Source organism: Actinoallomurus sp. CA-150999, from assembly GCF_050942425.1.
Classification (GTDB): domain Bacteria; phylum Actinomycetota; class Actinomycetes; order Streptosporangiales; family Streptosporangiaceae; genus Actinoallomurus.
In genome coordinates this window covers 9,469,603-9,496,478 of record NZ_CP192063.1, presented here as the reverse complement: position 1 = coordinate 9,496,478, position 26,876 = coordinate 9,469,603, and the positions used below count along the sequence as shown (strand labels likewise).

The following is a 26,876-nucleotide window of genomic DNA, read 5'->3' as shown; positions in this document are numbered from 1 at the left end:
TCGAACGAGACGAGGTTACTTCGCCTGCTCCGCGACGCATACCTCGACGCAGTTTCCACCGTTGGTACTGCTGCGCTGAGACTTACGCCAGGCTGCGTTGTTCAGGTCCATTGTTCGTCTGCCGTTCTCTTGATGAGTTCGATCGATTCGCGTTGGGACAGGGTGAACGTCCGGATCGACTCCCAGACGTCGATGAGACATGCGATGTCGTCCCGGTTGCTCGTGACCAGACCGCGGACGGCGGTGTCGACATAGGCCACGTCGCTGCCGTCGACGGTTGCGATCGTGAATGCGCCCGCCAGACCCTCATAGCGAACGCCGGAGGGGACGATCTGGACCGCGAGTCGCGGGGACACGGAATTAACCAGGTGCTCTAGTTGATCACGCATCACCTTCGCATCGCCGAAGCCGCGGGTGAGGACCGTTTCGTCCAGTACACACCTGAGTGTAGGTGGATTTTCGCCATTGAGAATGGCCTGCCGTTCGAGGCGTGCGGTGACGGCCGCCTCGTCGCCATCGAGGACCGTCCGGGCGTAGTCGGGCGTCTGGAGCAGGCCGGGGACGACGGAGAGTTCGAACGCCCGGAGCGCCGACGCGCGGCGTTCCTCGTCGACCCAGTCGCGCATCCAGCCTGGCAGGCTCTCACTCTCGAGTAGGTCGTAGACCTCCATGAGCACGCCGGGCGGGACGCGCAGCTCCTGCTCGATGGCGGTGACCTGGTCGCGTCGGAGGCGTCGCTGGCCGGTCTCGATGTTGCTCAGCCATCCGTCGGAGTAGCCGAGCCTTTTCGCGAGGTCGGCCTGGAGGATGCTTGACGCGTCGCGGTAACGCCGGACGAGGCGGCCGAGTGTGATCAGCGTAGGGCTTGGGGGAGTGGGCATGTTATGCCTCCTTGCGGAATTTGCGGATTCCCTCCCGCAGTGACGTCTTCGCTGGTCAGCGTACGGATGTTGCGCTGAAATGGTGACCACAACGCCAGGCGTGCCCATTGCATGCTGAGCACCGTGAAGAATTCTTTCTTCGCGGTATTCGGGATTTCTCCCGTCCTAGGGCCTGTTTTAGAAGTGGATCAAGAGCGTGCGATGATCGCTCCTCGTGGTTCGGGGAGATCTGACAGACGCTCAGTGGACGGTGCTGGAACCGTTGCTGCCGAAGGGCGTTAAGCCTGGTCGGCCGCCGGTCCACACGAAGCGGCAGCTGATCAACGGCATACGGTTTCGCACTCGGACAGGGATACCGTGGCGGGACCTGTCCGAACGGTACGGGCCGTGGGAGACCGTGTACGGACTGTTCCGCCGCTGGCAGCGCGACGGATCATGGCACCGCATCTTCGAGCAGCTCCAGGCTCAGGCTGACGCGAAAGGCCTGATCACCTGGGACATCTGACCACCAAGATCCACCTCGCGGTCGAGCAGGCCCAGAAGCCGATGTCGCTGGTCATCACGGCCGGGCAGCGCGGTGACTCCCCGCAGTTCCACACCGCGCGATGGCCACGAGGTACGACGAGCTCTCCGTCCGTTACGAGGCGACCGTGCTGATCGCGGCCATCCTCGAGTGGCTGTGATCGCTACGGCTTGCGGGCCAGCAGCTGCACCGCCTGCGACCGGTGGCCGTTCATTGTGGTGACCTCGATCGGGTGCTCGTCCACCAGGTCGAAGTCCGACAACAGAGTGCGCAGCTCCACGATGTCGTGGTGCCGGCACACCGCACCGTCGTCAGTGGCGAAGACCCCGTACGGTGTGCCGAATTGCCGGGCGTAGGCGGCGTAACGGCTGTGGTTTCGTTCGTCGTCTTGCAGGACCATGTCACTGACGTAGAGCATCCCGCCGGGCGCCAGGACGCGGTTCAGCTCGTCGACCAGCGCCCGCTGAGCATTGCCGTCGGGGACGCACGTCAGCACTGCGAACAGCAGGATGACATCAAAGCTCTCCGACGCGTCAGGCAGGTCCGGCGGGGACTCCAGGACGGCGAAGCGCAGGCCAGGCTGCAACTGACGGCCCCGCTCGATCAGCGCGGGAGACAGGTCCACGCCGGATACGTCACGGAAGCCGTGCTCGCTCAGCTCGGACATGACACGGCCGTACCCGCAGCCGTAGTCCAGGACCCGAGCGTCCGGACTCACCCCCGCCAGCCAGCTGAGATTCACCGGATGGGTGAACGTCTTCGTTGCGCCGATGCTGTCCCAGTACGCGATCTGACTACCAAGATCCTTCATGCGAGTGCAGCATACGGCCCATCCCGGCACGTCATCACTTGATCCACTTCTGAAACAGTCCCTAGCCCGGGTCTACCAGCACCGGCCCACCCCGAGCGCTCCCGCAGCGGCTGCCTACGTCACCGAGATCGTTCGGAAGGGAGTTGAGGACTGATGGCCGGCAAGGTGTTCTTCAGCGTGTCGATGTCGCTGGACGGGTTCATCGCCCCCGAGGCCATGGAGGACTTGATGGGGCAGCAGTGGATGGAACTGCAGCAGTGGATATTCCCGCAGCGGTTCTTCCGGGAGAACCTGAAGCTCGGCGAGGGCGGTGAGGAGGGGCGCGACAACGACATCGTGCGGGAGACGTTCGAGCGCACGGGCGCGAGCGTGATGGGCAAGCGCATGTTCGACGCCGGCGAGCAGGCATGGCCGGAGGAGGTTGTTCGAGGGCGTGGACGCGGGCCGCGTGGCCTTGGAGCCGGTCCGCGCGGAGCCGATGCGGCGGGTGACCCACCTGACCTACACCGTCCACGAGCGGTAGCAGGCCGGCGCCACCCACGCGTTCGCTTCAGTGGCCGAGCGCATCCTCGGGGCTGGCTGAGGCTGGGAATCCCGCGCTGGCTCCCCACATTTCGGCGAACCGGCCATCGTCGATGCGGAAGATCTCGAACAGCATCGGCTGCGCGTCGCCGTCCGGCGTCGCGATCCCTTCGACCGTCGAGCGGACGGCGGCCTTGTCGCCGTCGACCAGGATGTCCTGGGCGACGACGCGCATGTCGGGGAACCGGGCGGTGAGCGTGCGCCAGGCGTCCATGCCCGCCTCGAACCCACCGCCGAGCGGGTGGCTGAAGAAATCGGGCGTGTGCAGATCGGTGGCCCGGTCGAATCGCCGGCTGTTGAAGCACTCCTGCATCCGTTGGATCAGGGCGGCGGCGTCATCGCGTGTGGGCATCGGCGTGATCTCCTCATGGGGGTCATGGGGAGCGGCGCGAGCCGTAAGCGGTGCGTCGCCCCGGTTACGATCCTCAGCGTATCCGGTGCGACGCCCCGGTTATGCTGATACCGAGATGTCCAGCCAGCCCCCAAAGCCCGCACCGGCGGTTCACGGGAGTGACCGTGAGCTGCGCGCTGACGCGCGCCGCAATCGCGAGCGGGTGCTGCGGACCGCGCAGCGGTTGTTCGCGACGGAAGGTCTCGGCGTCTCGCTGGACGAGATCGCCCGCCGCGCGGGCGTCGGCCCCGGCACCGTCCACCGGCACTTCCCGGCCAAGGAGGCGCTGTATCTCGCCGTCGCGATCGATCAGCTGAAGCAGCTGGTGGCGGAGGCGGAAGTGCTCGCCGCCACCGGCGATCCCGCAGCCCTGTTCACGCTGCTGTCCCGGATGATGGCCGACGGCGCCGAGAACGTCGCGGTGAAGAGCGCGCTGGTGGCCGCCGAGTTCGACCTGCGCACCGCCGCGCCGGATGTCGCGGCGGATCTCACCCGCCAGGTCGCGAACCTGCTGGATCGCGCGCACGCGGCCGGCGCCGTACGCGACGATCTCACCGTCGACGAGGTGATGGCACTGGTCGCCGGCGCCTTCGCCGCGATCCGCCACGCCGGCGCGGAGAACAGTCGCGAGCGCTCGGCCCACATCGCCCAGCTCATCCTCGACGGGCTACGACCCCAGCCCCGGTGAGCGACGCGCGCTCTCAAATGCCGGCGATCCGGCCGACGACCAGGTCAGCCGGCCGGCGTGGACTCCATCGCGCGGAGGGGCAAGGACTCCGTCCTACGCGCGATCAGGTCCAGTGCCTTCTTCGACGGCACGTCGGCGGGGCGGTAGACGACCAGGCGATGCGCCGTGTCTCCGAGCGGCGTCAGCACGTCGAACTCGATCGTGAGCGGGCCGACATCGGGGTGGAGCAGGGCCTTGAGGCCGTGTCCGTTCACCTTGACGTCGCGCCGTTCCCAAAGGCGGGCGAACTCCTCGCTCTCCGACCTGAGTGTGCGGACCAGGTCGGAGAGCGCCGTGTCGTCGGGATGGGCGGCCCACGCGGCTCGTAGGTCGGCGATGCCCTCCCGGATCGTCTGCTCCCGGTGGCGGTAGAAGTCGCGGTAGGCGGGATGCAGGACGCACAGCGTCATCGTGTTGCGCTGTTCGGGCGGCAGCCGGTCGAACCGGAGCATCAGCTCGGCCATCTCCGGATTCCAGGCGAGGATGTCGAAACGCCGGTCGACCAGCATCGCGGGCAAGGGCGACATCGCACGGACGAGGTGGGCGAGGGAGTCCGCCGTGACGTTGCCCCGCCTGCCCGTCGTCCTGTGCCCGACCAGGTCGAACAGGTACGCGTGCTCGTCGTCGCTGAGTCGCAGTGCCCGCGCGAGGGCGTCGAGCACCTCCGGGGAGGGACGCAGCCCGCGTCCCTGCTCCAGCCGGATCACGTAGTCGACGCTGACGCCGGCCAGTTCGGCGACCTCCTCCCGGCGGAGCCCGGGAGTGCGGCGCGGACGCCTGCTCGCCGGCAGGTCGACTTCTTCGGGAGCCAGGCGCTTGCGGCGGTCCCGTAGGAAGACCGCCAGCTCATGGGTGACGTCCACGTTGGCGCTCATGCTCTTGATCCTAATTCGGCCGGGTGGGACGGCCAGTCCCAGGAAAGAGCTTCCCTTACCCTCGCACCCGCAGCCGCCGCACCCTGGACCAGGACATTGAGAACAGGGAGATCACCATGGCTGCATCGCTGGACACGTACCGTCTGCTGGGCCGATCCGGGCTGCGTGTGTCACCGCTGGCGCTGGGCGCGATGACGTTCGGCTCCGACTGGGGATGGGGCGCGGACAGGGACGAGGCCCGCCGCATCTTCGACTCGTACGTCGATCGGGGCGGCAACTTCATCGACACCGCCAACCAGTACACCGAGGGAACGTCCGAACGACTCGTCGGGGAGTTCTCCCGCGACAAGCGCGAGAGGCTCGTGCTCGCCACCAAGTACACCCTGACCACCAGGCCGGGCGATCCGAACTCGGGCGGCAATCACCGCAAGAGCATGGTCCGCTCGGTCGAGGAGAGCCTTCGCCGGCTGGGCACCGACTACATCGACCTGCTGTACCTGCACGCCTGGGACGGCACCACCCCCGTCGAGGAGGTGCTCCGGGCGATGGACGACCTCGTCCGGGCCGGCAAGGTGCTGTACGTCGGCATCTCCGACACGCCGGCGTGGCAGGTCTCCCGCATGCAGGCGATCGCCGACCTGCGGGGCTGGTCGCCGCTGATCGCGCTGCAGATCGAGCACAGCCTGATCGAGCGGACCGTCGAGCGCGACCTGATCCCCATGGCCCGTGAGATGGGGCTCGGAGTCATTCCCTGGTCGCCGTTGGCCAGCGGAGTGCTGACCGGCAAGTACACGCGGGCGGATCTGGCTCACGAGGGCGGTTCGGCCGATGCCGTGGGTACCCGCAAGAACGTCGCGGCGGCCAACGGCGCGCTCACCGAACGCGGATTGGCCATCGCCGAGGTCGTCAAGAAGGTCGCGGCCGACATGGGCACCACGCCGTCGCGGGTCGCGCTCGCGTGGACCATGCGCGACCCGGCGGTGACGGCTCCGATCATCGGGGCGCGAACGGTCGCCCAGTTGGAGGACAACCTCGGTGCCCTCGACCTGTCGTTCACCGAGGACACGCTCGCCGAGCTCGACGAGGTCAGTGCGATCGAACTCGGATTCCCGCACGATTTCCTGGCCAGACCGATGACACGGAACGTGATGTTCGGCGACGTGCGTTTCGAACGAACCGCCGACCGGGCCCACGCCGGCCGGTAAGAGCGAGCGGGGGTCACGGCTGCCGCTCCACCAGCGCGGGGTGCCTCGGGTCGTCGACGCGGATGACGACGTCGGCGACCTGCGCCGGCTGGGTCTCGGTCTCGTACCGGGCGTAGGCGGGCAGGGTCCACTCCTGCTCGGGGTCGATCCGCCGGGTCAGCGCGGCGGCGGACATCGACAGGTGCACCGTGTGGTCGAAGGGCAGGCCGCGGCCGAGGAGGAGCGTGCCGTCGAGCAGGAGCACGCCGCCCTCGCGCAGGGCGACGTACGAGGCGCGGGTGGCCCGGTCGGCGGCGCTGTCCCACAGGCTGGGCAGGACCCGGCCCGTACCGCCGGGCTCCAGCGGGGCGAACACCTCGCGGACCAGGCCGCCCTCGTCGAGCCAGTCGTCGTAGTAGACGTCCGGGTCGTCCCGGCCGTACTCGAAGCGCAGCGACGCCGGGCGGAGGAAGTCCCCGGCGGACACCCGCAGGACCTCACGGCCGCGCAGGCGGAGCGGGCCCACGAGCGCGTCCGCGAGGTCCGCCGGCCGGGTCGGCGGCGCGCCGTCGATCGCGACCCGTGCCCACGACGTACGGGGGAGGGCCGCGATCCGGTCGGCGAGCTCCTCGACCAGAAGGGACAGCGATATGGGCCGTACGCGCATCTCGCCATCCTGGCAGGGACGGTCAGCGCGCCCGTACGAGGACGGTCGCGTGGGTGAGCAGCGACAGGCCGGAGGGGCGTACGGTGTCCGCGCGCTCCCACAGCCCGGCGTCGACCGCGTCGCGCGTGCCGGCGTGCCGGATCAGCCCGAAGCCGTGCTTCTCCAGCAGCGCGGACAGGTCCTCGGGACCGAAGAAACTCAGCCACGGCTCACCGTGTTCGGCGGCCATCGGAGCCACGCCCTCGACGTACGCCTGGCCTGAGGCGTCCCGCAACTCCGCGGGCAGCATGGAGTCCAGCACGATCTCACTGCCTGCGGCGAAGCCGCCGACCTCGGTCAGGACGTCCGCGATGGCCTCCCGGGTGAGGTACATGGTCACGCCGAGCCAGCTCACGAAGGCGGGCCGGGACGGGTCGAACCCCGCACCGGCGAGGGCGCCGGACAGAGAGTCGTTCTCGAAGTCGATCGGGACGAACGTGAGGCTGTTCGGGAGGGCGATGCCCGCCTCCTCCAGCCGGCGGCGTTTCCACCGCTGGGTCCCGGGATGGTCCACTTCGAAGACCTGCGTCCCGGCGCTGGTGGAGCGATACGCGTACGAGTCGAGGCCGGCGCCCAGGATGACGTACTGCGTGACGCCACGGCTCGCGGCCTCGGCGAGGCGATCCTCGGTGAAGCGGCTTCGCACGGTGGCCGCGGCCCGGGCACCGGACAGGATGGGATGCTCACCGCGGGTGCGGTGGTAGCCGATGAGTTCCTCGGCCTCATCGCCCAGAATGGCGCACGCGAGGGTGTCGGCGAAGATCGGAGGGTCGGCGTCGACGATGAGATGAGCCGCGCGGGCGGCCGCTGCTGTGAGTGCCGTCTGGCTGGGTCGTCCGTTATCAATCACGACCCGAACAATATGCGCGCTTTCCAGCATCATATCACAAAATAGAAATTTATATAAGACGTTCCCCGTCACAATTGAGTGGCGCTTCGCCGGTAGGAGACCAGGCGATCGGCCAGGTCACCGGGGCGGCTGAGCATCACCATGTGGCCGCCGTCGATCTCATCGGGAACGATGCCGAGGCGTTCGCGTGCCACCCGGCGCATGAATTCGGCCGGAAACAAGCGGTCGTCGCGGCATAGCAGGAATTTCGTCGGAACGTTCGGCCATGCGGGAAGAGGCCAGGGCTCTTTGGAAGGGGTGCCCGACTGGCCGCGTGAGTACGTTTCCGCCTCGGCGGCCAATTCCGCGGGGACGTCGTGGTAGTAGATATCGTCCTCCTCGCGCGGCACCTGGTCGTGCCCGGTGGCGCTCCACCATTCGCCGGGAGTCTCGCCGGGGGAGGGGACCATCGCCGTGAGCATCACGAGGAGATCGACCGGCACGCGCTCGCAGACGAGCGGTCCGGTGAAGCCGCCGAACGAGTGCGCCACCACGATCAGGTCGGTGCGGTCGCCGATCTGATCGATCGCGGCGTCGGCGTACTCGGCGAGCCCTGCCGTGTCGTCCTCGCAGGGCAGGTCCACGCTCACGGTGTCGTGGCCGCGCTCGCGCAACTCGCCCGCGAGTGGCCGCCAGTACGACGGGTCGCACGCTGCGCCGGGGATCAGGACGAAGGTCGCCATGTCGGGGTCCTCTCGATGAGGTGTGGGGAACAACCTGTCATGACCGCCCGGCCGAGCAGAACTCATCGGTTCGGACCGATACCGCGCGACCGGCGCCCGCACGGCACCAGGTCGTCCACGCGACGCTTCGCGTGGACGACCTGCGTGTTCTCGTACATGTGCCGTATGCCACGCATCACCGTCGATGCGATGCTGTACGGTGCTTCCCGCGGCGAACGGATTCGCCGTATAAGCGGTTTTTGGTCGCTTATAGGAGCGCCGGGAAGCCTGGTCGGCACTGCCGACGGCATGCCCACGGGGAGGCGCGCGTGACCGAATTCATTCACGCGGCACTTGCATTTCCGGCGGTTGTTCTCGGTGCCCTCCTGGTGATCGTTCTCGCCTACTGGCTGCTGGTCGTCGTCGGACTGCTGGATCCGGCCGCGACCATGGTCACGGCGGTGGCGTTGTCGCTGTTCGCGGCGCTCGCGTGGTTCGCCGGCGTGGCCGGCGCCGTGCTGTTGCACCGTGAGGACCTGACCGGGCGCGTCCCGGAGATCGGGGTGCTCGCCGCCGCGATCCTCGTGTCCGTCCTGATCACCAGACTGCTCATGCGGCCCCTGCGGTACATGATCCCGGAGGAGAAGCTGCCCTCCCGGCGGGACTTCGTCGGCCGGATGTGCGTCATCCGGACCAGCCGGGTGGACCTGACGTACGGCCAGGCCGAGGTGCGGGCCGAGGACGGATCGGCCGCCGTGATTCAGGTTCGCCAGCAACGGAACCAATCCGGCGAAGAGATCCTCAAAGCAGGTGACACCGCATTGATCTTCGACTACGACGCCGACGGCCAGTTCTTCTGGGTGATGCCGTATGACGCCGAACTCGACCCACACCGTCCACCCAACTGAATTCCCCCGTAAGAAGGACCATTGATGGACTCCATCGGCATCGCGATCGCCGTCCTCGTCGGCGCGATCCTGATCGTCGCACTGGGCACGGCGTACCTGTTCAGCCGGCTCTTCCGCAAGGTCGAACAGGGCCGAGTACTCATCATCTCCAAGATCAAGAAGGTGGACGTCACCTTCACCGGGGCCATCGTGCTGCCCGTGCTGCACAAGGCCGAGGTGATGGACATCTCGGTGAAGACCATCGAGATCGAGCGGAGCGGGCACGAGGGCCTCATCTGCCGGGACAACATCCGCGCCGACATCAAGATCACGTTCTTCGTCCGGGTCAACAAGACCGTCGAGGACGTCATCCAGGTGGCGCAGGCGATCGGCACCCAGCGGGCCAGCCACGAGGAGACGCTGCAGACGCTGTTCAACGCGAAGTTCTCCGAGGCGCTGAAGACCGTCGGCAAGCAGCTGGACTTCGTCGACCTCTACACGCACCGGCACGAGTTCCGCGACCAGATCGTGCAGCTCATCGGCACCGACCTGAACGGCTACCACCTCGAGGACGCGGCCATCGACCACCTCGAGCAGACGTCGCTGCAGAGCCTCAACCCCACGAACATCCTCGACGCCCAGGGCATCCGGAAGATCACCGAGCTGACCGCCCTCGAGCACGTGCGCACCAACGAGTACCAGCGCAACGAGGAGAAGGAGATCACCCGCCAGAACGTCGACGCGCGGGAGGCCATCCTCGAGCTCGAACGCCGCCAGGCCGAGGCGGAGGTCAAGAAGAAGCGGGAGATCGAGACCGTACGGGCCCGCGAGGAGGCCGAGATCGCCAAGGTGCAGGCCGAGGAGCGCCTGACCTCGCAGACCGCGCACATCCGCACCGACGAGCAGCTGGGCGTCCAGCAGGAGAACCGCAACCGCGAGATCGCCGTCGCGGAGAAGAACAAGGAACGCGTCATCGCCGTCGAGAACGAGCGGATCGAGAAGGACCGCATGCTCGAGGTCATCGCGCGTGAACGGGAGACCGAGCTGTCCCGCATCGCCAAGGACAAGGAAGTCGAGGCGGAGAAGCGGGAGATCGCCGACGTCGTCCGCGAGCGGATCGCGGTCGAGAAGACCGTCGCCGAGCAGGAAGAGGGCATCAAGAAGCTCCGCCTCGTCGAGGAGGCCGAGCGCACCCGCCAGGCCCTGATCATCCAGGCCGAGGCCGAGGCCCAGGAGAACCTGGTCAAGGGCATCAAGGCGGCCGAGGCCGCCGAGGAGTCCGCCAAGTTCAAGGCCCGCGAGGAGGTGCTGCTGGCCGAGGCCCGGCAGAAGACCTCCGAGCTCGACGCCCAGTCCAAGATCCGGCTCGCCGAGGGCATCCAGGCGGAGGCCGCCGCCGAGGGCCTGGCCGCCGTCCAGGTGCGCGAGCGTGACGCCGAGGCGATCGAGAAGGTCGGGCGCGCTGAGGCCAGCGTCAACCGGGAGAAGGCCCTGGCCGAGGCCGAGGGCATCGAGAAGGCCGGTCGCGCCGCGGCCGTCGCGAACCGCGAGCAGGCCCTCGCCGACGCGGACGGCATCCGCGAGAAGCTCAAGGCCGAGGCCGAGGGTCTCACCGACAAGGCCGCCGGCATGGCCGCGATGGACGACGCCACCCGTGGGCACGAGGAGTACCGCCTGCGGCTGGAGGCCGAGAAGGAGGTCCGGCTCGCCGGGCTCACCGTGCAGCGCGAGGTCGTCGAGGCCCAGGCGTCGGTGCTCGCCGCCGGCCTGGAGAAGGCCGACATCGACATCGTCGGCGGCGACAGCGCCTTCTTCGACCGGGTCGTCGGCGCGATCAGCATCGGCAAGGGCGTCGACGGGCTCGTCGAGCACTCCGACGTCGCGCAGCGGCTCGCCGGCCCCTGGCTGAACGGCTCCCGCAGCATGCCGGAGGACCTGGCCCGGCTCGCCGGCTCGATCAACACCGACGACGTGAAGAACCTGACCCTGTCCGCGCTGCTCATGCAGCGGATCAAGGCCGGGGGCAGCGACGGCGAGAAGGCCCGTGAGTTGCTCGACCAGGCCGAGCGTCTCGGGGTGGCCGACGCCGCGGTCTCCACCGTGGCCGTGGTCGAGAACTGAGCCGGATCACCACGAAGACCAGAGGGATCGCGTGACCGAGGGCGGGGAGACGCCTGCCGCGCCGAGCCTGGACGCGGGCACCTACGAGGTGCTCCGCGCCCGGCTCGGCGAGCAGGCCAAGGAGTTGGTCCGGCGGGCCGAGGCGCTGAACGCGCGGCGGCTGGAGGTGTTCGGCGGCACGGAGCTGCGGCTGGTCGGCACCGAGCGGATCCGTACCGAGCACAACTGCGTGCCGCGCGACATCGCCGCGGTCGGCGGGCTGATGCTGTTCGGCTTCAACGTGTTCATCGGGTTGCGGCCGCAGACGACCGTCGGCGACGTGTTCGCCCTGTACCGGTTCGTCCGGGACGGCGATGAGTTCCGGTTCGAGGCGACCGATGACGCGCCGGAGGTGCTGCGCGACCCGGGCTTCGAGCGCGACTTCGGCGAGCTGTACCGCTACTACCGCGACGCCCGGCTGCTGCAGCTGCGGCACGTCGAGGGGAAGCTGCTGGCGGTCTTCCAGACCGGTCTGGCCGCCGAGCACGACACCCGCGTGCTGCGCTGGACGGTCGACGTCGACGGCACCGCCACGTACCTGGACAACCTGGGCGAGCCGGACCACGTCTTCCCGCCCCGGTACGACTTCGAGTGGGTGGAGACCACCCGCGACGACCACATCCTGGGCCGGCACCCGCACATCTCCATCGAGGACGACGTCTTCGTCGAGACGGTCGGCGGCGACCTCACCGTCAAGATCGAGAACAACACCGAGACCGGCGAGGGCATCTACCGCGAGCCGGTCGACGAGCCGCTGCAGAGCCTCGCCGACGCCGAGGTGCAGTACGCCCGCGTCGGCGCGCTCATCCTGCTGCGCGTCCGCCCGTACAAGGAGAACGTCTGGCGGTACCTCGTCTTCAACACCCATACGAAGACGGTCGTGCGCCTGGACGGCATCGGGCAGGCGTGCCGGCGGCTGCCGGAGGACCACGGCATCATCTTCCCGGGCGGTTACTACCTGGTGACCGGCGCGGCGAAGACGTTCGACACCGACGTGGACCGGCTGGAGTACGAGCGGGTCATCCGCTCCACCAACGGTGAGGACGTGCTGTACGTCTTCCACGCCCGCGAGGCGGGCCGCTATCTCCTGCTGCCGTACAACGTGATCCGCAAGGAGGTCGCCACCCCGATCACCTGCCACGGCTACTCGCTGTTCGACGACGGCACGCTCGTCGTGTTCCGCGCCGACGAAGGCGAGCCGACCCGTGTGCACGCGATGCAGGTGTGGCAGACGCCGTACCTCTCGGACGCGTACGCGGCGGCGCAGCCGGCCGGCACCGGGCCGCTGGAGCGGGTGGGCAACGCCGACCTGGTCCGCGGCATCTCCGACTGCCTGTCGGTGGCCCGCATGGTCGAGGAGACCACCCCGACAGCGGGCGTGTTCGAGGCGCTGATCGCCGGGTGCGAGCGGGCCTTCGACCACTTCCACTGGCTCGCCGACCCCGAACTCGGCGAGCTGCGCGCCCCGCTCGCCGACGTACGGGCGACGGCCGGGCAGGTTCTCGAGGAGTTCGAGACCGTCCAGCGGCTCACCGCCCAGGCCGCCACCGCGCTCACCGAGGCCGACGAGAAGATCACGGCGCTGATCCGGGTCATCCGCGGCGACTCGCCGGACACCGCCGACGGCTGGGTGACCCGGCTGACGGAGCTGCGCCGCGCCCAGGGCCGCCTCGTCACCCTCCGCGACATGCGGTACGCCGACCTCGCGCGGATCGACGGGCTGGCCGACCGGCTGACCGACGAGCTGGCCTCGACGGGACGCCGCGCGGTCGAGTTCCTGCGCGAGCCCGAGGCGTTCACCGCCTACCACGAGGAGATCGACCGGCTGCTCGCCGCGATCGAGGCGATGGCCGCGACGGCCGAGGCCGTCCCGATCCGCGAACGGCTCGCCGAGCAGTACGAGGGCCTGGAGGTCGTCACCGACGTCGTCGGCACCCTCGACATCACCGACGCGACCGTGCGCACCTCGATCCTGGAGCGGGTCGGCGAGGTCCTCGCCGGGATCAACCGGGCGCAGGCCACGCTCGACGCCCGCCGCCGGGAGCTCCTGGACGCCGAGGGCCGCGCCGCGTTCGCGGCCGAGTTCGCGCTGCTCGGCCAGGCCGTGACCGGCGCGCTGGCCATGGCCGACACGCCCGAGGCCTGCGACGACCAGCTCGGCCGCGTCATGCTCCAGCTGGAGAACCTCGAGTCCCGGTTCGGGGAGTTCGACGACTTCGTCGCCGAGCTCACCGCCAAGCGCGAAGAGGTCTACGAGGCGTTCTCCGCGCGCAAGCAGACGCTGCTGGACGAGCGCGCCCGCCGCGCCGACCGGCTCGCCGAGTCCGCGACGCGGATCCTCGTCGGTGTACGCCGCCGTGCCGCCGCGCTCGACTCCCTCGACGAGATCAACGCCTACTTCGCCGCCGACCCGATGGTGGAGAAGGTCCGCTCCGTCGTCGAACAGCTGCGCGCCGCCGGCGACGCCGTACGCGCCGAGGAGATCGACGGCCTGCTCAAGACCGCTCGGCAGGAGGCAGGCCGGGCCCTGCGCGACCGCACCGACCTGTACGAGGACGGCGGCGAGAGCATCCGGCTCGGCGCGCACCGGTTCGCGGTCAACACCCAGCCCGTCGACCTGACCCTCGTCCCGCACGACGGCGGCATGGCGTACGCCGTGACCGCGACCGACTACCGGTCTCCGGTCCGCGACCCGGCCTTCGCGGCGACCCGCCCGTACTGGGACCAGACGCTGGTCTCGGAGACCGCCGAGGTGTACCGGGGGGAGTACCTCGCGGCGGAGATCCTCGCCGGCACTCCGGCGGACGTCCTCCGTCAGGCCGCCGAAGCGGGCGAACTGCTCGCCGTCGTCCGTACGGCCGCCGAGGCCCGCTACGACGAAGGGTACGAGCGCGGCGTGCACGACCACGACGCCGCGCTGATCCTCGACGCCCTGCTGCGGCTGCGGGACGGCGCGGGCCTGCTGCGCTACCCGCCTGCCGCCCGCGCCGCCGCCCAGCTGTTCTGGGCGTACGGCCCCGACGAGGCGTCGCGCGGGACCTGGACGACCCGCGCCGGATCGCTGGCCCGCGCCCGCGCGGCGTTCGGGGAGCCCCCGGCGGCCGGGGTGCTGCGCCGCGAGCTGACCGCCGCCACCCTCGCCTTCCTCACCGCGAACGCGCTGCACGGCCCGGAGGCCGCCACCCGGATCCTGCCGCCGGACGACACCGGCGACCTGATCGGGGAGTACCTGTTCGAGGAGCTCGCCACCGAGTCCACCGGATTCGTCACCGGCGCGGGGGCACGCTCGCTCCTCGACGGCTTCCGTACCGCGCTGGGCGGCTCCCCGGGCTACCGCGACGACCTGCGCGCCCTCGACCACGGCGGCCTGGCCGCCCGGCAGCAGCTCATCGAGGCGTGGCTCGGCTCGTACCTCGCCACGACCGGCCTGCCCGCCGACGACCTCGCCGAGGCCGTGGCGATCGAACTGTGCGGCCCGCTCGACCGCTACGACGTGTCGTCGCCGTTGACGGCGACCGTCGAGGGCCTCCTGGGCGCGCACCCGCGGATCACCGGCCGCCGCATGGAGCTGCGCCTGGACGAGAGCGTCGCCCGGACCGGCCGGTTCCGCGCCGAGCGGGTGCCCGCCTACCGCGCGTACCAGCGGCTCCGCGGCGAGCTGGTCGGCACCGAGCGGGGGCGGCTGCGTTTGGAGGAGTACCGGCCGCACGTGCTCAGCGCGTTCGTGCGCAACCGGCTGCTGGACGAGGTGTACCTGCCGCTCATCGGCGACAACCTCGCCAAGCAGCTCGGCGCCGCCGGCGACGCCAAGCGCACCGACCAGATGGGCCTGCTGCTGCTCATCTCCCCGCCCGGCTACGGCAAGACCACCCTGATGGAGTACGTGGCGGGGCGGCTCGGGCTGATGTTCGTCAAGGTCAACGGCCCGGCGCTCGGCCCGTCGGTCACCTCCCTCGACCCGGCGGACGCGCCCGACGCGACCGCCCGCCAGGAGGTCGAGAAGATCAACTTCGCCCTCGAGATGGGCAACAACGTCCTGCTGTACCTCGACGACATCCAGCACACCTCACCGGAGCTGCTGCAGAAGTTCATCTCGCTCTGCGACGCTCAGCGCCGCATCGAGGGCGTCTGGGACGGCCGCACCCGCACGTACGACCTGCGCGGCAAGCGCTTCGCGGTCTGCATGGCCGGCAACCCGTACACCGAGTCCGGGCAGCGCTTCCGGATCCCCGACATGCTCGCCAACCGCGCCGACGTGTGGAACCTCGGCGACGTGCTCTCCGGCCGCGAGGACCTGTTCGCGCTCAGCTACCTGGAGAACTCCCTCACCTCCAACCCCGTGCTCGCGCCGCTGTCCACGCGGGAGCGCGGCGACGTGGAGCTGTTCGTCCGCCTCGCACAGGGCGACACGACCGTGTCGCCGGACCGGCTCGCCCACCCGTACTCCGGACCGGAGGTCGAGCAGATCACCGCCGTGCTGCGCCGGCTGCTGCGCGTCCGCGAGGTCGTGCTGGCCGCGAACCGCACGTACATCGCCTCGGCCGCCCAGGCCGACGCCTCCCGCACGGAGCCGCCGTTCCAGCTCCAGGGCTCGTACCGGAACATGAACAAGCTCGCCGAGCGGATCGTGCCGGTGATGAACGAGGCCGAACTGGAAGCCGTCATCGACGACCACTACGTCGGCGAGGCCCAGACCCTCGCCTCCGGCGCCGAGGCGAACCTGCTCAAGCTGGGGGAGCTGCGCGGCACCCTCACCGCCGACCAGGCCGAGCGGTGGACGGCGGTCAAGGCGGCCTACCAGCGCTCCCAGGCCCTCGGCGGCGCGGAGGACGACCCGATGACGAGGGCGGTCGGCGCGCTGGGCCTCCTCGCCGACCGCGTCGCCGCCGTCGAGACCGCCATCACCCGCGCCACCCGAGAGTGAGCCGACGACCGGCCCACGAGGAAACGCGCCACCGGCTTCGGGTCACTTCGGGGGGTTGCACAGCGCGTCGTCGACCAGCTTGCCCTCGGCCTGCACCACGCGCAGGACATCGGCCGTCGAATCGGCGACCGTGCCGGACATCGAGAGCGTGACGCTGCGCCGGCCGTCGGCGGTGACGGCGGCGGTACTGATCCAGCCGGAGTCGCCGCCCTCGTGGCCCCAGTACCTGCCGCCGCACGACAGCGGGCGGGAGAAGAGCCCCAGCCCGTCGCGGGCGCCCGGCATGAGCTGCTCGAACTCCTTGCTGACCGGGATGGTCCGTTTCATCTCCGCAAGCTGTGCCGGGGGCAGGAGCCGGCCGCCGAGCAGGGCGCGGAAGAACCGGTTGAGGTCGGCGGTGGTGGAGACGAGTCCGGCCTCTCCACCGGCGAACGGACCGACCTGTTCGGTGACGTCCACGAGTGGCTCGCCGGGCTTGAACCTCTGGTAGCTGTCGGCGTGCGGCCGGGGCAGCGTGGGCGAGGTGCCCGGCCAGAAGGTGTGTGCGAGGCCGAGCAGCCGGACGATCCGGTCCCGTACCTCCTGATGCCAGGGGTGCCCGGTGACCCGCTGGGTGATCATGCCGAGCAGGACGTAGCCGGTGTTGTCGTAATTCCACCTCTTGCCGGGCCGGAAGTCCGGCCGGTGGCGCATCGCTCGGGCGACGATCTGCTCGGGGGTGTAGACGTCGTATCGGTGCCGGTAGAAGTCCTCCGCCGAGGTGTAGTCCGGGTAGTCGTCGTGGAGGCCGCTGGTGTGCTGGAGGAGTTGGCGGATGGTGATCGCGCGGCCGTCGTTGCCGCTTCCCGACACCACGCCGGGCAGCCATCGCTCGACCGTGTCATCCAGGGAGAGCCTGCCCTCACCGGCCAGTTGCATGATCACGGTGGCCACGAACGTCTTGGTGACGCTGGCGATCCGGAAGTAACCGTTCGGGGAGACGGGCCGCCGGCTCGTCAGGTCTGAGACGCCGCTGGTGACGGTCAGGTTCCGGCCGTCAGGGCCGGTCAGGCGGGCCTGGACTCCCGTCACGCCGAGTGCGGTGATCGCATCGGCGTCGCGTCGGAGCCGGGTTCGGTCGTCGTGCTGCGGGGCGGCGCTCACGCTGAGCGTAGTGGTGGAGATGGTTCCGGCCACGATGGCGGCCAGGGCCAGGTTTCGTCGGATGGATCGCATGGGCGTTGACGCTAGGTCCGGCGGAGGTGAGCGGACGATGCCGCTCACCAGTGGAAAAAAGGGGTAGCAGGCTGTAGTTCCGGGCTCGGTCCCATGGCCCAGACTTGGGCGGATGAACCACCATGCGGCCAGTCGCCTTTCGGCGATGTGGCGCGGTCTGGGTTATCTGCTGGGAAGCCTGTCGACCGCTGTGGTCGCCGTGTTCGCGCTGCCCGTGCTGATCGTCCCGATGACGGCCCGCGCCTGGGCGTCCTGGCACCGTCGCCGCGCGGACCGGATGCTGGGCCGTCCGCGTTCCGGTCCCGTCCGGGTCGGCACGTGGCGTGTTCTCGGGTGGCTGTGCACGTACATCGTGACCAGTCTGGCGTTCGGGCTCGTCACGGTGCTGTGCGCCGGCAACGCGGTGGCCACCGCCGTCACGGTGCCCTTGTGGTGGGCGTTGCCCGCCGGCACCCGCGCAGGCGGCTTCGCCGCCGGTGTTCCACTGACCGGGTGGGGCACGGCGTTGACCCTGGGGACCGTACAAATCGTCATCTTCGCGGCCCTGACCTACTGGCTGGTTCCCCTGCTGGCGCGCCTGCACGCCCGGATCAATGTCGCGTTGCTGTCCCCCTCGGCCGCGGAACGGTTGGCGCAGCGTGTGGAGACCCTGACCGAGACGCGAGCCGGCGCGATGAACGCGCACGGCGCGGAACTCCGGCGGATCGAACGTGACCTGCACGACGGCACCCAGGCCCGGCTGGTGGCCATCGCGATGCGGCTGGGCGCGGCCCGTGAGTCGCTGGGCGAGGACCCGGAGATGCTGGACAGACTCCTGCGGGAAGCGCATGAGGGTACCGAGGAGGCCATGGCGGAGCTCCGCGAGGTGATCCGGACGATCTACCCGCCGATCCTCGCCGACCGCGGCCTCACCGGGGCGCTGGCGGCGCTCGGAGCCCGGTCGGCGATCGACACCACCTTCGACATCGCCGACCTCGGAGCGGTCCCCGCCGCGGTCGAGACAGTGGCCTACTTCACGGTCGCCGAGGCGCTCACCAACGCCGCCAAGCACAGCCGTGCCACCCGGACCACCGTCCGCGTCACACGGGCCGGTGACCGGCTGTCGATCGAGGTCACCGACGATGGGATCGGCGGTGCCGACGAGACGCTGGGGACCGGGATCGCCGGAATTCGCCGTCGCGTCATGGCGCTGGACGGCACCGTCCACGTCCACAGCCCCGCCGGCGGCCCGACCACGATCGAGGTGAGCCTGCCATGCGGGTCGTGATCGCCGAGGACAACGTTCTGCTGTCCAGCGGGTTGGAACTCCTGCTGACCGCCAAGGGCTTCGACGTCGCCGCGATCGCCCAGGACGCCCCCGGCTTCGTCGCCGCCGTCACCGAGCACCGGCCGGACGTCACCATCGTCGACGTACGGCTACCGCCGTCCTTCCGCGACGAGGGCCTTCGCGCCGCCCTCCGCGTCCGCCGCCGGTATCCCGGCCTGCCGGTACTCGTACTCTCCCAGTACGTCGAGCAGCAGTACGCCAGCGAGTTGATCTCCGACGGGCGCGGCGGCGTCGGCTACCTCCTCAAGGATCGAGTGAGCCGGGTGAGCGAGTTCGTCGACGCGCTGCGGCGGGTCGCCGCCGGCGGCACCGTCATGGACCCCGAGGTGATCGCGCAACTCCTCACCCGTCGCGCCCACGACCCGATCGACGACCTCACGCCGCGGGAACGCGAAGTGCTCGCCCTGATGTCCGCGGGGGAGGACAACGCCGCGATCGCGGCCCGGCTCGTCATCACCGAGAACGCCGTCCACAAGCACATCGGCAACATCTTCGCCAAGCTGGGCCTCTCGCCGGACGACAGCGGCCACCGCCGCGTCCTCGCGGTCCTCACCTACCTCAGCCGCCGGCCGTGACGATGATCAGTTGCGGGATACTCGCACCCATGGTGCAGTTCGCTGACTTCGACACGCGCGGCTACCGGATGGTGGACGTACGAACCGGCTACGGGCAGTGGGTGAGCACGTACGAGGAGACGGTCGAGGACGTCATGGACCTCGCGCTGCTCGACGAGCTCACCGAGCCGTCGTGGACGACGGTCCGGCGCGCCGCCGACCTGGGCTGCGGCACCGGGCGTACGGCCGCCTGGCTGCGGCGGCACGGGGTGGCCGCCATCGACGGCGTGGACCTGACGCCCGAGATGCTCGCGGTGGCACGGTGGAAGGGCGGACACGACCGGCTGTTCGAGGCCGACGTGACGGCGACGGGGCTCGACGCGGGCGCGTACGACCTGGTCGTCTCCTCGCTCATCGACGAGCACCTGGCCGACCTGAAGCCGTTCTACGCCGAGGCCTGGCGGCTGGCGGAGCCGGGCGCGCGGTGCGTCATCGTGGCGTTCCATCCGCACTTCATCATGGCGTCCGGCATGCCCACCCACTTCACCAGCGAGTCCGGCGAGCCCATCGCGATCACAACCCATGTCCACCTGCTGAGCGACCACGTCATGGCCGGCATCGCGGCGGGCTGGAGGCTCGTCGAGATGCGGGAGGGCGTCATCGACGACCGCTGGCTCACGGTGAAGCCGAAGTGGGAGCGCTACCGCAACCATCCGATCTCCGCCGCCTTCGTCTGGCGCAAGGAGCCCTGACCGTCGTCACTAAGCGGCGTGGACACGTCCACGCATGCGGGCGAGAACACGGCGGGCGTGGCGGTCCTCGGTCTCGATCTCGGTGAGTGGCATGACGGGCAGCCTGACCTCAGAGAGCATGGGGATCTCCCGCAGCCGTGATCTCGCCGGATAGTTTCCGGTGGGAAGTTGATCGAGCTGCACCCACAGGGTCGGAGAAAGGCTCTTGACCAGCCGTACGTGCAACTCGCCATGGATGCAGCGATAGCGCACCGGTTGGGTCTCGGAGTTGCGGGGATCGTTCGAATAGCCCACCCAGTCCGCCCATTTCGCGATCCATTGCTGAGCCTTCATATCGTTCAGCAAGAAGATCAGCTCGTCCAAGGTTTCACCGTCGTCGGCCACCGCGATCTGGAAGGCTGTCACCGGGACGGGAGCGCCCTGCAGCGCCGCCGCCATGAGACCGTCCGCCATGTACGGACAGGGCAGTTGCGCGAACCACGACACGAACGATGTGAGCTCGATCTTCCAGCCGGTCATGCGATCCAGAAGGGGCCTGCCCGCCGCATCGCTGATCGCGGTATCGATCCCCGCCCACATGGGCTCTGCTTCCAGGTACAGCGCAAGGCCCATCGCGGCGAGGATCTTCTCGACCATCTCGAGTGTGACGCCGACTTTCGCCCGCTCCACGAGTGAGAGCATCGCGACACTGACGTCGGATGCGGTGGCGAGGTCTCGCAGGGACCACCGGCGCTCCAGGCGGGCCGAACGGATCAGTTCGCCCAGTCGCACCGCATTTTCCGATGCCGCCAGCGCCGACTGCCGTGGGTTCGACCGATCACTGTTCACCGTCTCAGCGTGACCGACCATAAGGCACCGGTGCGCGTCGCGGACAAGATTGTGGATAACGGGGCTGCGTCGCTGCGGGGCGGGCCATCTCGTTCTGGGGGCTTCAGCGACACTCAAAAACGCTCAGTGTGACTTAACCGCTCAGAACGAGATGGCCTTGCCTGGAGGCATGACCCGTCGGCCATGACCTCTACCCCAGCGTGCTGAGGAACTCCATGAGTACCTGGTAATAGGCGTTCGCCGGCGGAGTGCTTGCTCATCGTGCGGTGGGCCATCGCCCTGATTCGCCGGTCGACCTCCGAGGAGACCTCGTCGAGCGTCCGGTGCGGACCCGCGGTGAACAGCGCGAACGCGTCGATCGAGCCCTCGAGGTCGCCGGCGGCCATGGCGGGCATCCACCTGCCGAACACCTCGAGGGTCCAGGGGTCGGTGAACTCCGGTTCGCTGGTCCCGGCGCCGGTGACGACCAACGTGCGCACCAGGACATGACAACTAAGGTGTCATATTGGCGCGAGATTGACAACCAAGGTGTCATGATGGGCGGGTGGCCGATTCGCCGCTGGGGCCCGATGACCTTGCCGACCGGCTTGCCGAGGTGTTCGACCTGGTGGGTCCGCTCTACCGGCGGGCCCAGCGGAAGGTCGAGCAGTACACGCCGGCCGAGGGACTGTCCGTCGGGGTGCGCGCCGTCCTCGACCTGCTCCGCCAGAACGGGCCGATGACCGTGCCGCAGATGGGTCGCGCTCAGGCGCTCAGCCGGCAGTTCGTGCAGCGCATGGTTAATGAAGCGGCCGAGCGCGGCCTCGTCGAGACGGCGCCCAACCCCGCGCACCGGCGGTCATCGCTGGTCCGGCTCACCGGCGAGGGCGCGGCCGCCATCACCGCCCTCAAGGCCCGCGAGCGCGCCATGCTGGGCCGGGTCGGCGGCGACCTGACCGACGCCGAGATTTCGGCGTGCCTTCGGGTCCTGACGCGGATGCTCGAGTTCCTCGACGACGTCGACGTGAGCTGACCCGATCCCTGCCTCGTACGATGGTGCTGTCGGCCGCACGGCCCGGACATCGACCTATGGCTACGGGGGAGACCGGCGGGCGGGCGCGGGTGCACGGCCTCCCTGCCGAGAACACGAGTTTCGTCGGACGTCGGCGCGAGCTGGCCGAGGTCAGGCGAATGCTGTCCGACGCCCCCATCGTGACGCTGACCGGTCCGGGCGGGGTGGGCAAGACCAGATTGGCCTTGCGAGTCGCCGCCGTGGTGCACAGGGCCTTTCCCGACGGCGTGTGGCTGGTCGATCTCTCCTCGGTGCGGCACCGGGACCTCGTGGCCCGTTCGATCGCCGAGGCGCTGGGTCTGCGCGACAACTCCGCCCGGCCGGCCCTGGACATGCTGACCGGCCATCTGTGCGACAGACGGGCGCTGGTCGTCCTCGACAACTGCGAACACCTGGTGGATGAGTGCGCGGCCGTCGCGGGCGCGATCCTGCGGTCGGCGTCGCGGCTGCGGATCCTCGCCACCAGCCGGCACTCACTCGGGATCCTGGGCGAGCGGCTGCTGGAGGTGCCGCCGTTGGCATTGCCGGACGACGCTGCGGCGCGCGCTCCCACGCGGCTGCTCCAGCGCTCCGACGCGGTGCGGCTGTTCGCCGAGCGCGGCGCGGCCGCGGCCCCTGGATTCGCGGTCACCATGGCGAGCATGGGCGTGGTGGCCGAGATCTGCCGCCGGCTCGACGGGATCCCCCTCGGCATCGAACTGGCGGCCGCGCGCCTGCGGACCTTGCCGATCGACCAGCTGCTCATCCAGTTGGAGGACCGGTTCCGGCTGCTCGTCGGCGACGGCGAAGTGGTGCCCCGGCATCGGACGCTGCGTGCCTTGATCGATTGGAGCCACGACCTGTGCACGGTCAAGGAGCGATTGCTGTGGTCCCGCCTGTCGATCTTCGCCGGGAGCGTCGATCTGGAGGCGGCCGAGGCGGTGTGCGCCGGCGAGGGCATCGAGCGCCACGAGGTCGTCGATCTCATGATCGGACTGGTCGACAAGTCCATTCTGATCCCGCGACGGAACGGGCCGGTCGTCCGGTACCGACTGCTCGAGACGGTCCGCGAGTACGGCCGGGAGAGGCTGGAGCGGGCTGGCCGCGCACCGGCGTTCCGCCGACGTCACCACGACCATTACCGGAGGTTGGCGGGTGAGACCCGCGCCCGCATGTCCGGCCCGGATCAGCGGAGCTGGCTCGCGCGGCTCGAAGCCGAGCACGCCAACCTCCGGGTCGCCCTCGAATACGGTTATACCGAGGCCGGAGAGGCGCAGGCCGGGCTGGCGATGGCCGCCGACCTGATGTACCACTGGATCCACGGCGTCTACCTCGCCGAAGGACGCGGCTGGCTGGAGCGCGGGCTGGCGATGGAGACCCGGCCCTCAGGCGCGCGGCTGCACGCCTTGTGGACGACCGGCGTGCTGGCCGTCATTCAGGGAGACGCTCGTGGCGCCGAGACGATACTCCGGGAGTGCCGGAGCCTCGGCGAACTCCTCGGCGATCCGGCCGCCCTCGCCTACGCCGCCCTCTGCGCGGGAATGCTGGCCCTCGCCCGCGAGGACGCGGAATCGGCGATTCCGCTGCTGGAAGAGGTGGTGAGCCGCCAGCGGTCGATCGGCGACCACACCGGTGCCGTGGAGGGCCTCATCCGGCTGTGCGCGGCCCATTCGATCGCGGGCGACGAAGCGCTCGCGATCGCCGTCGGGGAGGAGTCGCTCGCGATGTGCCGGCGGCACGGCGAGCGCTGGCACCAGGCGTACACGCTGACCGTGCTCGGTGCCGCGGTCTTCCGGCAGGGTGACCTGCCGCGCGCGAGCGCACTGGTGTCGGAGGCCGTGCGGCTCAATCGTTCCCTGGACGATCCGCGGGGTGTGGGCCTGAGCCTGGAGGTCCTCACCTTGATCGCCGCCGCGCAGGGCCGATTCGGTCGGGCGGCCCGGTCGTACGGCATCCTGCACTCGATCTGGGACATGGTGGGCGGGCGCCCGCTGTCGGGCTACATGCACCCGGTCGCTCACGGCGAGGAATCCGAACTCCGGGTACGCCGTGCCCTGGGCGAGTCCGCGTTTCAGGCCGAGTACCGGCGGGGCGCCGCACTGGACTACGACGAGGCACTGGAATACGTGCTGGGCGAACGACGGTCTCCCGCCGCCTCGCCCGGCGACCGGCTCCCGCCGCTGACGCCGCGGGAGAGCCAGGTGGCCCGATTGATAGCCAGAGGACTGAGCGACAAGGAGATCGCCGCCTCCCTGGTGATCGCTCCGCGGACGGCCGAAGCGCACGCCCAGCGCATCCTCACCCGACTGGGGTTCGACTCCCGCGCCCGGATCGCCGTCTGGGTGACCGAACGGGACCAGCGCGGCTGATCCTGCTCACGGGCTGTCCGAAATCTAGACGGGGAACCGCAGGTGAGCGTCCCGCAGGTGCTCCGGCAGGTGGGTGTGGTGTTCCTGGCCGAGGTGGCGCACGGGGGCGCATTTGAGCCCGTTGACCAGGCGGGGCAGGGGCGGATCTTGGGTGGTGCACGAACAGGTGGACGTGGTCGGTTTCGCTGCTGAATTCCTGGAGTCGCACATCGACGTCGGTGTGTACTTGTAGCCTTACTGACTGTGAAGCTGGTAGTGCAGGTGAAGCTGCTGCCGACGCCTGAGCAGGCGACGGCACTCGCGGCGACCCTGCCCCGGTGCAACGCCGCGGCCAATGAGGTGTCGGCGGTCGCGTTCGAGAAGGGCGTGTTCGCCCGCCAGAAGCTGCAAAAGCTCGTCTACGCGGACCTGAAGGCGCGGCGCCTGTCGGCACAACCCGCGCTGCATGTGATTCGTAAGGTCGCCGACGCCTACACCACCCTGCACGCCCAGATCGAAGCGGGCCTGCTAGGCGATGAGCATTCGCGGCGGCGCCGCAAAGCTGAGTCCAAGCCCATCGCCTTCCGGGCTGACGCAGCGCAGCCGTTCGACGACCGCTGCCTTTCCTGGCAGCTCGACGCTCGAAGCATCTCAATCTGGACCACTTCGGGCCGGGTCCGCGACATCGCCTTCACCGGCGAGCCGGGGCAGGTGAAGTTCCTGGCGACCCACCGCAAAGGCGAAACCGACCTGGTCCACCGCGATGGGATGTTCTTCCTGATCGCGACCTGTGAGGTTGAAGCAGCCCCGCAGTTCGAGCCGGCCGATTGGATCGGGGTGGATCGGGGGATCGTGAACCTGGCCACCACCTCCGACGGTGACAACCACCAGGGCAAGGGCCTACAGCGGTATCGCAGGCGCCAGGCCCGGCTGCGCGCCGAGCTGCAGGCCAAGAAAGCTGCGGGGAGCCGGTCGGCGGCCCGGCGTCTGGCCCGCCGGTCCGCGCGGGAGGCGCGGCACGCCTCCAATGAGAACCACAAGATCAGCAAGAAGATCGTGGCCGACCGAGCCGCACGCCCGGCCGTTCACGGTCGAGAAGCTGACGAAGCGTTTACCCGATCGTCTCTGTCGGCATCGCCGAGCAGGACCTCGTCGGAGTCGGCGCCGGACTGGCCAACGGAGGGTTCATCCCCTTCGTCAGTGCGGCCGGACCGTTCCTGACCGGCCGGGCCACCGAGCAGACCAAGACCGACGCCGCCTACAGCGGTGTCACACTGGGCCGCCGGGTTCAGCGGCCCGACGTACCTGCGCATTCCCTTCAAGGTGCTGGCTTGGTTCTGACGGTGACTTCGCCGGGCTGAAGGCGGTGCGCAGCGCCTCTTCGAACGGATCGAGGCGCTCAAGCGCGACGGCGTGTCCTTCATCTACGTCAGCCACCGGCTCGACGAGATCGCCCGCATCTGCGACCGGATCGTCGTGATGCGGGACGGGCAGGGCGTCGCGTCCCACCCGACCGCCGAGGTGCCCGTGGCACGGCTGGTGGAGGAGATGGTCGGGCGTAGCATCGAGCGGATCTTCCCCGACACCGGGACCGCACGGCCCCGGGAGGTGCTCCGCGTCGACGGCCTCACCGCCGCGGACGGCTCCTTCCGGGAGGTGTCCTTCGAGGTGCGGGAAGGGGAGGTGCTCGGCATCGCGGGCCGCGCGACGCGATCGAGGCCGGGGTCGTGCTCGTCCCGGAGGACCGCAAGAACCAGGGCGCCGTGCTGGGACATGACGATCGGCGACAACGTCGCGCTGCCGAACCTCGACCGGAGAAGGTGGTGATCGCGAAATGGCTGCAGCGCCGTCCCAAGGTGGTGACCCTCGACGAGCCCACCCCCTCGTGACGGGGGCCGGCAGCGGCATCGGCCGGCGGATCGCGACCGGGCTGGCCGAGATGGGCGCCGACGTCGCGTGCCTCGACCTGCCGGGCAGCGACCTGACCGGCACCGTCCAGTCGATCAAGGACGTGGGCCGCCGGGGCCTCGCCGTCCCCGCGGACGTCACGCGCGAGGACGAGCTCGCGGAGGCGGTCGACCGTACCGAGCGCGAACTGGGCCCGCTCCGGCTCGCGGTCAACGCCGCGGGCATCGCCAACGCCGCGCCCGCGGAGGAGATGCCGACGGAGCAGTGGAGCCGGGTGATCGACGTCAACCTCACCGGGGTCTTCCTCTCCTGCCAGGCGGAGGGGCGGGCGCTGTTGCGCAACGGCGGAGGCTCGATCGTCAACATCGCCTCGATGTCGGGCACGATCGCCAACCGCGGGCTGACGCAGGCGCACTACAACGCGTCCAAGGCCGGGGTGATGCACCTGACGAAGAGCCTGGCGACGGAGTGGTGCGACCGGAAGGTCCGGGTGAACAGCGTCAGCCCCGGCTACACGGCCACCCCGATGAACCGCCGCGCCGAGGTGGCCGAGAGGGTCAAGGGGTTCGAGGCGGACACGCCGCTCGGCCGGATGGCGACGGTGGACGAGATGGTCGGGCCGGTGGTCTTCCTGCTGAGCGACGCCGCGAGCTTCGTCACGGGAACCGACCTGCTCGTCGACGGCGGGTTCGTCTGCTGGTAGGGATCCCGG

The 26,876-nt window shown here is 69.6% G+C and carries 25 protein-coding genes; 14 read left to right on the top strand and 11 right to left on the bottom strand.

The window, feature by feature from the left end; genetic code table 11:
* Positions 1-15 precede the first annotated feature (15 nt).
* Positions 16-111 carry a DUF397 domain-containing protein gene (locus tag ACQP2O_RS43585; RefSeq protein WP_433175105.1) on the bottom strand — a complete coding sequence of 32 codons (96 nt, stop codon included), beginning with the start codon at positions 109-111 and terminating at the stop codon, positions 16-18.
* Positions 102-881, bottom strand: a complete 780-nt coding sequence (locus ACQP2O_RS43580) for a helix-turn-helix domain-containing protein (RefSeq protein WP_433175104.1) — start codon at positions 879-881, stop codon at positions 102-104. The genes ACQP2O_RS43585 and ACQP2O_RS43580 overlap by 10 nt, the downstream gene beginning before the upstream one ends.
* A 214-nt stretch (positions 882-1,095) precedes the next feature.
* On the opposite strand from ACQP2O_RS43580, the gene ACQP2O_RS43575 reads away from it, so the two are divergent.
* A complete protein-coding gene (locus tag ACQP2O_RS43575; RefSeq protein WP_433175103.1) occupies positions 1,096-1,386 on the top strand; it encodes a transposase in 291 nt (96 codons plus the stop codon).
* 181 nt (positions 1,387-1,567) lie between these two features.
* On the opposite strand, the gene ACQP2O_RS43570 is transcribed toward ACQP2O_RS43575, so the two are convergent.
* Both ACQP2O_RS43570 and ACQP2O_RS43565 read right to left on the bottom strand, forming a co-directional pair.
* The gene (locus ACQP2O_RS43570) at positions 1,568-2,215 is read right to left on the bottom strand and encodes a class I SAM-dependent methyltransferase (protein ID WP_433175102.1); all 648 of its coding nucleotides are present in this window, start codon (positions 2,213-2,215) and stop codon (positions 1,568-1,570) included.
* 550 nt (positions 2,216-2,765) lie between these two features.
* Positions 2,766-3,149 (bottom strand): ester cyclase, encoded by a 384-nt coding sequence (locus tag ACQP2O_RS43565; RefSeq protein WP_433175100.1) that lies wholly within the window; start codon positions 3,147-3,149, stop codon positions 2,766-2,768.
* Positions 3,150-3,264: 115 nt separating this feature from the next.
* On the opposite strand from ACQP2O_RS43565, the gene ACQP2O_RS43560 reads away from it, so the two are divergent.
* Positions 3,265-3,876 carry a TetR/AcrR family transcriptional regulator gene (locus tag ACQP2O_RS43560; RefSeq protein WP_433175099.1) on the top strand — a complete coding sequence of 204 codons (612 nt, stop codon included), beginning with the start codon at positions 3,265-3,267 and terminating at the stop codon, positions 3,874-3,876.
* Positions 3,877-3,920: 44 nt separating this feature from the next.
* Here ACQP2O_RS43560 and ACQP2O_RS43555 read toward each other — a convergent pair whose 3' ends face one another.
* The gene (locus tag ACQP2O_RS43555; protein ID WP_433175098.1) at positions 3,921-4,790 is read right to left on the bottom strand and encodes a helix-turn-helix transcriptional regulator; all 870 of its coding nucleotides are present in this window, start codon (positions 4,788-4,790) and stop codon (positions 3,921-3,923) included.
* Between the two features lie 116 nt (positions 4,791-4,906).
* On the opposite strand from ACQP2O_RS43555, the gene ACQP2O_RS43550 reads away from it, so the two are divergent.
* Positions 4,907-5,995 (top strand): aldo/keto reductase, encoded by a 1,089-nt coding sequence (locus tag ACQP2O_RS43550; RefSeq protein ID WP_433175097.1) that lies wholly within the window; start codon positions 4,907-4,909, stop codon positions 5,993-5,995.
* A gap of 13 nt (positions 5,996-6,008) precedes the next feature.
* Here the strand turns inward: ACQP2O_RS43550 and ACQP2O_RS43545 are convergent, their stop codons facing one another.
* The 3 genes from ACQP2O_RS43545 to ACQP2O_RS43535 form a co-directional block, all read right to left on the bottom strand.
* On the bottom strand, positions 6,009-6,641 hold the full coding sequence (locus ACQP2O_RS43545; protein ID WP_433175096.1) for a uridine kinase: 633 nt from the start codon (positions 6,639-6,641) through the stop codon (positions 6,009-6,011).
* A gap of 22 nt (positions 6,642-6,663) precedes the next feature.
* Positions 6,664-7,530 (bottom strand): class I SAM-dependent methyltransferase, encoded by an 867-nt coding sequence (locus tag ACQP2O_RS43540; RefSeq protein WP_433175095.1) that lies wholly within the window; start codon positions 7,528-7,530, stop codon positions 6,664-6,666.
* 68 nt (positions 7,531-7,598) lie between these two features.
* Positions 7,599-8,252, bottom strand: a complete 654-nt coding sequence (locus tag ACQP2O_RS43535; RefSeq protein ID WP_433175094.1) for an alpha/beta hydrolase — start codon at positions 8,250-8,252, stop codon at positions 7,599-7,601.
* A gap of 308 nt (positions 8,253-8,560) precedes the next feature.
* Here ACQP2O_RS43535 and ACQP2O_RS43530 point away from each other — a divergent pair, with 308 nt between their 5' ends.
* From ACQP2O_RS43530 to ACQP2O_RS43520, 3 genes are read left to right on the top strand one after another with little or no spacing between them, the layout of a single operon-like run.
* Positions 8,561-9,139, top strand: a complete 579-nt coding sequence (locus ACQP2O_RS43530) for a hypothetical protein (RefSeq protein ID WP_433175093.1) — start codon at positions 8,561-8,563, stop codon at positions 9,137-9,139.
* 24 nt (positions 9,140-9,163) lie between these two features.
* Positions 9,164-11,239, top strand: coding sequence for a flotillin family protein (locus ACQP2O_RS43525; protein ID WP_433175092.1), 2,076 nt, complete (start codon positions 9,164-9,166; stop codon positions 11,237-11,239).
* 31 nt (positions 11,240-11,270) lie between these two features.
* On the top strand, positions 11,271-16,202 hold the full coding sequence (locus ACQP2O_RS43520) for a DNA repair ATPase (protein WP_433175091.1): 4,932 nt from the start codon (positions 11,271-11,273) through the stop codon (positions 16,200-16,202).
* A 42-nt stretch (positions 16,203-16,244) separates the two neighbouring features.
* Here the strand turns inward: ACQP2O_RS43520 and ACQP2O_RS43515 are convergent, their stop codons facing one another.
* Positions 16,245-17,417 carry a serine hydrolase domain-containing protein gene (locus tag ACQP2O_RS43515; RefSeq protein ID WP_433175090.1) on the bottom strand — a complete coding sequence of 391 codons (1,173 nt, stop codon included), beginning with the start codon at positions 17,415-17,417 and terminating at the stop codon, positions 16,245-16,247.
* 145 nt (positions 17,418-17,562) lie between these two features.
* Between ACQP2O_RS43515 and ACQP2O_RS43510 the strand changes: the two genes are divergently transcribed.
* From ACQP2O_RS43510 to ACQP2O_RS43500, 3 genes are read left to right on the top strand one after another with little or no spacing between them, the layout of a single operon-like run.
* Positions 17,563-18,684: a histidine kinase gene (locus tag ACQP2O_RS43510; RefSeq protein WP_433175089.1), complete on the top strand. Its 1,122-nt coding sequence runs from the start codon at positions 17,563-17,565 to the stop codon at positions 18,682-18,684.
* Complete coding sequence (locus ACQP2O_RS43505; RefSeq protein ID WP_433175088.1) at positions 18,672-19,319, top strand: response regulator; 648 nt, start codon at positions 18,672-18,674, stop codon at positions 19,317-19,319. Before ACQP2O_RS43510 ends, ACQP2O_RS43505 begins: the two co-directional genes overlap by 13 nt.
* Before the next feature lie 29 nt (positions 19,320-19,348).
* Positions 19,349-20,050 (top strand): class I SAM-dependent DNA methyltransferase, encoded by a 702-nt coding sequence (locus tag ACQP2O_RS43500; protein WP_433175087.1) that lies wholly within the window; start codon positions 19,349-19,351, stop codon positions 20,048-20,050.
* Between the two features lie 9 nt (positions 20,051-20,059).
* Here the strand turns inward: ACQP2O_RS43500 and ACQP2O_RS43495 are convergent, their stop codons facing one another.
* Together ACQP2O_RS43495 and ACQP2O_RS43490 are read right to left on the bottom strand one after the other, a co-directional pair.
* On the bottom strand, positions 20,060-20,878 hold the full coding sequence (locus ACQP2O_RS43495; protein ID WP_433175086.1) for a helix-turn-helix domain-containing protein: 819 nt from the start codon (positions 20,876-20,878) through the stop codon (positions 20,060-20,062).
* A 113-nt stretch (positions 20,879-20,991) separates the two neighbouring features.
* Entirely contained in the window at positions 20,992-21,357 is a 366-nt protein-coding gene (locus ACQP2O_RS43490) for a hypothetical protein (protein ID WP_433175085.1), read from the bottom strand.
* Between the two features lie 65 nt (positions 21,358-21,422).
* Here ACQP2O_RS43490 and ACQP2O_RS43485 point away from each other — a divergent pair, with 65 nt between their 5' ends.
* The 5 genes from ACQP2O_RS43485 to ACQP2O_RS43465 all read left to right on the top strand — a co-directional run bounded on the left by ACQP2O_RS43485 (position 21,423) and on the right by ACQP2O_RS43465 (position 26,867).
* Positions 21,423-21,890, top strand: coding sequence for a MarR family winged helix-turn-helix transcriptional regulator (locus tag ACQP2O_RS43485; protein WP_433175084.1), 468 nt, complete (start codon positions 21,423-21,425; stop codon positions 21,888-21,890).
* Positions 21,891-21,946: 56 nt separating this feature from the next.
* Positions 21,947-24,277 (top strand): ATP-binding protein, encoded by a 2,331-nt coding sequence (locus ACQP2O_RS43480; protein ID WP_433175083.1) that lies wholly within the window; start codon positions 21,947-21,949, stop codon positions 24,275-24,277.
* A gap of 243 nt (positions 24,278-24,520) precedes the next feature.
* Positions 24,521-25,477 (top strand): transposase, encoded by a 957-nt coding sequence (locus tag ACQP2O_RS43475; RefSeq protein ID WP_433175082.1) that lies wholly within the window; start codon positions 24,521-24,523, stop codon positions 25,475-25,477.
* Between the two features lie 192 nt (positions 25,478-25,669).
* Entirely contained in the window at positions 25,670-26,083 is a 414-nt protein-coding gene (locus ACQP2O_RS43470; protein WP_433175081.1) for a hypothetical protein, read from the top strand.
* A gap of 58 nt (positions 26,084-26,141) precedes the next feature.
* Complete coding sequence (locus tag ACQP2O_RS43465; protein ID WP_433175080.1) at positions 26,142-26,867, top strand: SDR family oxidoreductase; 726 nt, start codon at positions 26,142-26,144, stop codon at positions 26,865-26,867.
* Positions 26,868-26,876 lie beyond the last annotated feature (9 nt).